Origin of the sequence: Bradyrhizobium sp. SHOUNA76, from assembly GCF_023006445.1 — a bacterium.
GTDB lineage: Bacteria > Pseudomonadota > Alphaproteobacteria > Rhizobiales > Xanthobacteraceae > Bradyrhizobium.
On the sequence record NZ_JALBHA010000426.1, the window covers coordinates 1 to 5,728 of the forward strand.

The following is a 5,728-nucleotide window of genomic DNA, read 5'->3' on the forward strand; positions in this document are numbered from 1 at the left end:
CCTCGACGTCGGCCGAGACCTCGCGCTTGGCGGCAAGGAAGGCCGCGAATCGCTGGTCAAAATCGGCGCTGCTGCGGTCGAGGCGAACGGGCATGTCTGGCTTGGCTTCTGGCTGGTCTTTGGGGCGGGTTGGCGCACCAGGTCCCCTGCTCAATGGCGCGGCGGGGAAGCGACGTCAACCCTCGCAAGGCGCGCGGGCACGGGGGCGGTACGGCTGGTATACCGGCAACCTCACACCTCCCCCTCGATCTCCACCCCCGTTCCCAGTGCATCCGCCCCGAGGTCGGTCAGCTCGCATTCCAGGCATTCGACGTCGAGCCGGATGGCGCCACCTTCCGCGAACAAAAGCAGGGCGCTGCCGGCGGGCTCCTCGTCGCGGCCGTCCCTCGGGTGAAACTCGATGCCGACAAGGTCCAGGACCTTGTCGGGAGCTGTGAGGTCGATGTTGCGCGACTTGCAAGCGAGCACGCGGTCGAAGCGGAGCGCGGAGACCAGCCGACGCGGCTCGGCCTCGCCCTCCAGCGTCTGCTCCCAGTCCAGCCGGCTCATCCCGACCACAAGCCGCTTCTCGCTTTGTCGCCAGAGGATGTCGGAGGCCTGGACATGCGCGTCCTGGACATGGGTCGAGATCACGGCGAGATCGTCGGCGTCGAGTGCGATCAATTTGAGCTGGGGCGGCATCGCCGACGCTTCTCCTTCGGAGTGGATCGGGCTCAACGCACACAGGCCCCGAAATTTCCGTCCAAACTACCGGGTCGGCGGGTTAGAGGCCATTGATATCCTCCATTTCCAGCACCTTCCGCGGATACCCCTCCCGGGCGACGCGGATCATGGCGCGACCGATCTGCTCGGTGGAGGTGACGAGCCGCGGCGAGAGCCGGCGCAGCACCGACCAGAGGGGCCAGGTTGCGGTATAGACCGCCTGCACCCAGGCGGTCTTGGAACGGGCGCCGTGCAGGGGCTGGATCGCACCCGGCCGGAACATATAGGCGGCTCTGAACGGCAGCTTGAGCAGATCGTTCTCGGTCTTGCCCTTGATCCGCGCCCACATCCGCGAACCCTGCTCGGTGGTATCAGTGCCGGCCCCGGTGACGTAGGTGAAGATCATCTGCGGGTTGAGGCGTGCCAGCATCGTCGCTGCCGCGAGCGTGAGGTCATGGGTAAGATGCCGGTAGCGCTCCTCGCGCATGCCGATCGAGGAGACGCCGAGGCAGAAAAAGCAGGCACCGAAGCCGGTCAGCTGCGTTTCGATCGCCGAATAGTCCAGAAAATTGTCGTGGATGATCTCGACGAGCTTGGCGTTGCGCACGCCGGTCGGGCTGCGGCCGACCACGAGCACACGGTCGATGCCGGGATCGATCAGGCATTCGCGCAGAACGCCCTGCCCGATCATGCCGGTCGCGCCGAAGATGATGACTTGCATCGGGACGTCCCCAACCGGCTCGCGCGGCTCAAGCGGCGGCCGCGATCTCGTCGAAGGATACACCAGTCAATGTCGCCGAGGCATCCCACAGCATGGCCGCCGCAGCGAGAGCCTTCGCGTGCGGCATGATCTTCGCCACCGCGGGCGCCCCCTTCATTTCGTAGAATCCGTTCGGACCGTAATATCCGCCGGGCTCCGCTGTGGGCGAAGTCGCGGCGAACAGCGTTGGCAGTGCGCCATCGGCAGCGGACTGGCTGAACAGCGGCTGGAGTAGCCGGCCGACCCGCCACTGCAGCGAGTTGGCGCCCAGGCCGTTCGCGACGAGATCGGTGCGCGCGAAGCCGGGATGCGCCGCAAGGCTCATCAGGCCCCAGCCGGCCGCGTCGCTACGGCGTTGCAATTCGAGCGAAAACATCAGCATCGCCAGCTTGGACTGGCTGTAGGCGCGCCACGCGCGATAGGCGTGCTTGCCCTGCAGATCGTCGAAATTGATCGCGCCGGAGCGGTGCGCAAGGCTGGAGAGATTGACGACACGAGGCGCCTTCGCGCGGCGAAGCTGCGGCAACAGGTGCGCCGTCAAGGCGTAGTGGCCGAGATAGTTGGTGCCGAGCTGCATCTCGAAACCGTCCTCGGTTTGCTGCCGTTTCGGCAGCGCCATCACGCCGGCATTGTTGACGAGGAGATCGACCTGCTCGTTGCCGGCGGCAAAGCGCTTGGCGAAATCGGCGACGGAAGCGAGGCTGGCGAGATCGAGATGCTCGTAGGCGATCAGCGCGTTGGGAAACCGCTCGCCAATGCCTTCGATCGCCCGCAGGCCCTTTGCGTCGCTGCGTCCGGTGAGTATGACAATGGCACCGGCGCCCGCCAGCGCCATCGCCGTCTCATAACCGAGGCCGCCCGTCGCTCCCGTGACCACGGCCGTCTTGCCGGCGAGAGAGGGGATATCTGCCATGGTCCAGTCGGTCATGCCATTCTCCGTTCGGGGCTGGAACGAGGCCCGCGACGGGTCTAAATGTGCACTGAGTGCAAGTTTACAAGAGGCGAGCCGATTTGAAGCCTTCGAAGGTCGTCCGGAAACGCGTCAAGTCATTGCCCCCAGGCGAAAATTCCCCTGATGGCACCGGCCTGCGCCAGCGCAAGCAGCAGGAGACCCGCGCGCGCCTGACCCGGGCGGCGATGACGCTGTTCCTGGAGCGCGGCTTCGAAGCCACGACCATCGACGACATCGCAGCAGCGGCGGACGTGTCGCGCCGGAGCTTCTTCCATTATTTCGCATCCAAGGAGGACGTGGTCGCCGCCTGGCAGGAAGGCGCGGCAAGCGCCTTGGTCGCCGAGATTGTTGCCCGGCCTGCGGATGAACCCATGCTGACGGCCGCGGAAAATGTTATCGCAGCGGCGGTCAAGCGGATCGATCCGGCGGAAGCCGCGGCGATGTCGCGGCTCAAGCGCGACAATCCCGCGCTTCGGGCCCGCGATCAGCTCAAATACGAAAAGCTCGAACTCGCGCTGGCCGACGGGCTCGCCCGCCGCGCCAGAACCAAATCGGACCAGCTGAAGGCGCGCCTCGTCGCCATGATCGCCACAGGCGCGATGCGCGTCGGCGGCGACAGCTGGATTGGCGAAGGTGCGCGGGAGAAGCCGGAGATTTTCGTCAAGCGCACCTTCGATGCGATCAGAGCGATACTGAAGTGAGGTGTACTCCCCTGGAGGGTATGTAGGGTGGGAAAAGCGAAGCGTGCCCACCATTTCTGTGCAGCGTCGGATCGATGGTGGGCACGGCGCAAGTGCGCCTTTGCCCACCCTACGATTCCGGACTCGCGGAGAGAGTCCCCTCACCCGTGGCTGCGCAGCGAGCCACCCTCTCCCGCAAGGGGGAGAGGGCAAGATCAGCTCCTCTACTCCCTGAAAAATGCCAGGAGATCCGCGTTGATGGTCTCGGCGTGGGTGGTCGGCATGCCGTGCGGGAAGCCCTTGTAGGTCTTCAGCGTGCCCTTTTTCAGCAGCTTGGCCGAGAGCGGGGCCGAATCGGCGTAAGGCACGATCTGGTCGTCGTCGCCGTGCATCACCAGCACGGGCACGTTGATCTTCTTGAGGTCCTCGGTGAAGTCAGTCTGCGAGAACGCAACGATGCCGTCGTAATGCGCCTTGGCGCCGCCCATCATGCCCTGGCGCCACCAGTTCTGGATCACCGCTTCCGACGGTTTTGCGCCGGGGCGATTGTAGCCGTAGAACGGGCCGGCCGGCAGGTCGCGATAGAATTGGGTGCGACTGGCGGCAAGTTGCTTCTGGAGATCGTCGAACACGCTCTTCGGCAGGCCGCCGGGATTGGCCGCGGTCTGCACCATCAGCGGCGGCACCGCGGAGAGGATCGCGGCCTTCGCCACCCGGCTCTCGCCGTGGCGCGCGATGTAATGCACGACTTCGCCGCCGCCGGTGGAATGGCCGACATGAATGGCGTTGTTGAGGTCGAGATGCGCGGTGACGGCCGCAAGGTCGTCGGCATAATGATCTATGTCGTGACCGTCGGCGACCTGCGACGAGCGGCCATGGCCGCGGCGGTCATGGGCGATGACGCGGTAGCCGTTGTTGACGAAGAAAATCATCTGCGCGTCCCAGTCGTCGGACGACAGCGGCCAGCCATGGCTGAATACGATCGGCTGACCGCTTCCCCAATCCTTGTAGAAGATCTCGACGCCGTCTTTGGTGGTGATGGTGGGCATGGACTGCTCTCTTTCAGTGAAGATCCATTGCGCTACGCGTGATCAAGCACGCGCCGATGATGCGCAGATAGGTGCGCAAGGTCCCGAATGCGATGTCTCGCATCAACTGGGAACGTTGAGAATCGTGTGATCAGGCAAACGCCATCGGCCTGAAGCGGCGCCAGGCGCCGATGGTGATCACGACGAAGAACACAAGGACGATGCCCTGCACCACCGCGAACACGGGACCAGATGGTGGCGCCGGCGCCACTGCCGGCGCGAGCGCGGCGAGCGCCGGTACCTTGAGGAACGACTGGATCACCAGCACGAAGACGTTGGAATAGAGCGAGATCATCGCGGTCACGATGTAGACCGGACGCCAGACGCCGGAGAGCTTCATGCCGTACAGCGCGACGCAGGCGATGGCGAGCAGCACCAGCGAGATGATGCCGATGATGTGCGAGGGCAGCAGCTTCTCGAACGGAAACAGGAAGCCGGTGACGCTGGTCAGGATCGTGAAGGCCAAGAAGATCGCGGTGAGGCCCGGCATCGACTTCGAGCCGAGCAGACCGAACATCACGACGAGGCCGGCGGCGATGGCGATCAGGCTGATGATGACGTGGACCAAAGTGAAGGCAGGCAGGCTCAAGCCAAGGACCATGACATCTCTCCTACTCTCCGCGTTGAGATGAGGAGAGTAGTATTACGGTGCTCATGGAATTGCCACATGCGTTGTCGCCGCATGCATGTGCGCAGCCATGCGTCATCGTGCGAATCGACAAACGCATGGCTGAATTTTTTGTACCACTGTCGCAAACGACAGCAGTTGGTGGTTCGTCACCTTCGACGAAAGTTGAATCGATCCCTTCACACTTCCTTGGTGTCGAACATCAGGAGGTCGGCGCCGCCGCTGGCGAATTTCGGCACGTCGGCGCCGGTCGCCTTGCCTTCCTCGCTGCCGAATGCCGACTGGATGGCGGCCACGCTATCGAAGGTGAGGATGGCGACGAGATGGATTCCGGAAGGCCCGGCGGGAGATGCGACCGGCCCCTTGCTGACGGCGTATTTCTTCAGGCCGGGAAGCTTCTTGGCGAGCGGGATATGCGTCTCGGCATAGTACTTGTCGAAGGCGGCAGCATCCTTGGGTGTCTTGTAGAGCACGACGATTTCAGCCATTTAGTTCTCCCGTTAAGCGTTTTGTTTGTAGATCGTCATGGTGAGGAGCGTGCGAAGCACGCTTGCGGACGATGCTTGCGCATCGCCACGCGAACCACGAAAGGCCCAGATGCATCCGGGCCTTCATCCTTCGAGACGCGCGCGCTGCGCGCCCCTCAGGATGAGGGAAGATAGTCACGCATGACGCCGCACGATGGCAAGCCGGATTCGTCTTGCCACGCGCTTGTCTTCTGCTTGACTTATTGGTGAGCGCGATCCTGCGGAGAACCGCTTCACACTTTTTCCGGAGCGGGCTTTAAAGCGCCGGTTTTGCGGCGTCGCCGAGATAGCCGTGCAGGGAGGCCACGACCTGGGCGCCCTCGCCGATGGCGCCGCCGACGCGCTTGACCGAACCGGAGCGGACGTCGCCGACGGCATAGACGCCGGGCAC

General features: G+C 64.0%; 7 protein-coding genes. 1 reads left to right on the plus strand and 6 read right to left on the minus strand.

Features of this window, described 5'->3' with window-relative positions; translation table 11 throughout:
• Positions 1-231: 231 nt before the first annotated feature.
• The 3 genes from MOV74_RS29675 to MOV74_RS29685 all read right to left on the minus strand — a co-directional run bounded on the left by MOV74_RS29675 (position 232) and on the right by MOV74_RS29685 (position 2,390).
• Positions 232-681, minus strand: coding sequence for a DUF2948 family protein (locus MOV74_RS29675; protein WP_246930243.1), 450 nt, complete (start codon positions 679-681; stop codon positions 232-234).
• Positions 682-763: 82 nt separating this feature from the next.
• On the minus strand, positions 764-1,423 hold the full coding sequence (locus MOV74_RS29680; protein ID WP_246930245.1) for an epimerase: 660 nt from the start codon (positions 1,421-1,423) through the stop codon (positions 764-766).
• A 28-nt stretch (positions 1,424-1,451) separates the two neighbouring features.
• A complete protein-coding gene (locus MOV74_RS29685; protein WP_246930247.1) occupies positions 1,452-2,390 on the minus strand; it encodes an SDR family oxidoreductase in 939 nt (312 codons plus the stop codon).
• Between the two features lie 83 nt (positions 2,391-2,473).
• Here MOV74_RS29685 and MOV74_RS29690 point away from each other — a divergent pair, with 83 nt between their 5' ends.
• Positions 2,474-3,115 (plus strand): TetR/AcrR family transcriptional regulator, encoded by a 642-nt coding sequence (locus MOV74_RS29690; protein ID WP_404979191.1) that lies wholly within the window; start codon positions 2,474-2,476, stop codon positions 3,113-3,115.
• Between the two features lie 203 nt (positions 3,116-3,318).
• On the opposite strand, the gene MOV74_RS29695 is transcribed toward MOV74_RS29690, so the two are convergent.
• The 3 genes from MOV74_RS29695 to MOV74_RS29705 all read right to left on the minus strand — a co-directional run bounded on the left by MOV74_RS29695 (position 3,319) and on the right by MOV74_RS29705 (position 5,298).
• On the minus strand, positions 3,319-4,143 hold the full coding sequence (locus tag MOV74_RS29695; RefSeq protein ID WP_246930250.1) for an alpha/beta fold hydrolase: 825 nt from the start codon (positions 4,141-4,143) through the stop codon (positions 3,319-3,321).
• A 130-nt stretch (positions 4,144-4,273) separates the two neighbouring features.
• Positions 4,274-4,783: a hypothetical protein gene (locus MOV74_RS29700; protein WP_246930251.1), complete on the minus strand. Its 510-nt coding sequence runs from the start codon at positions 4,781-4,783 to the stop codon at positions 4,274-4,276.
• Positions 4,784-4,989: 206 nt separating this feature from the next.
• Positions 4,990-5,298, minus strand: a complete 309-nt coding sequence (locus tag MOV74_RS29705; RefSeq protein ID WP_246930252.1) for an EthD family reductase — start codon at positions 5,296-5,298, stop codon at positions 4,990-4,992.
• Positions 5,299-5,728: the final 430 nt, after the last annotated feature.

Coding starts and splice junctions, on each gene's coding strand:
- MOV74_RS29695 (WP_246930250.1), bottom strand. CDS start 4,143: ATGCCCACCATCACCACCAAAGACGGCGTCGAGATCTTCTACAAGGAT.
- MOV74_RS29700 (WP_246930251.1), bottom strand. CDS start 4,783: ATGGTCCTTGGCTTGAGCCTGCCTGCCTTCACTTTGGTCCACGTCATC.
- MOV74_RS29680 (WP_246930245.1), bottom strand. CDS start 1,423: ATGCAAGTCATCATCTTCGGCGCGACCGGCATGATCGGGCAGGGCGTT.
- MOV74_RS29705 (WP_246930252.1), bottom strand. CDS start 5,298: ATGGCTGAAATCGTCGTGCTCTACAAGACACCCAAGGATGCTGCCGCC.
- MOV74_RS29685 (WP_246930247.1), bottom strand. CDS start 2,390: ATGACCGACTGGACCATGGCAGATATCCCCTCTCTCGCCGGCAAGACG.
- MOV74_RS29675 (WP_246930243.1), bottom strand. CDS start 681: ATGCCGCCCCAGCTCAAATTGATCGCACTCGACGCCGACGATCTCGCC.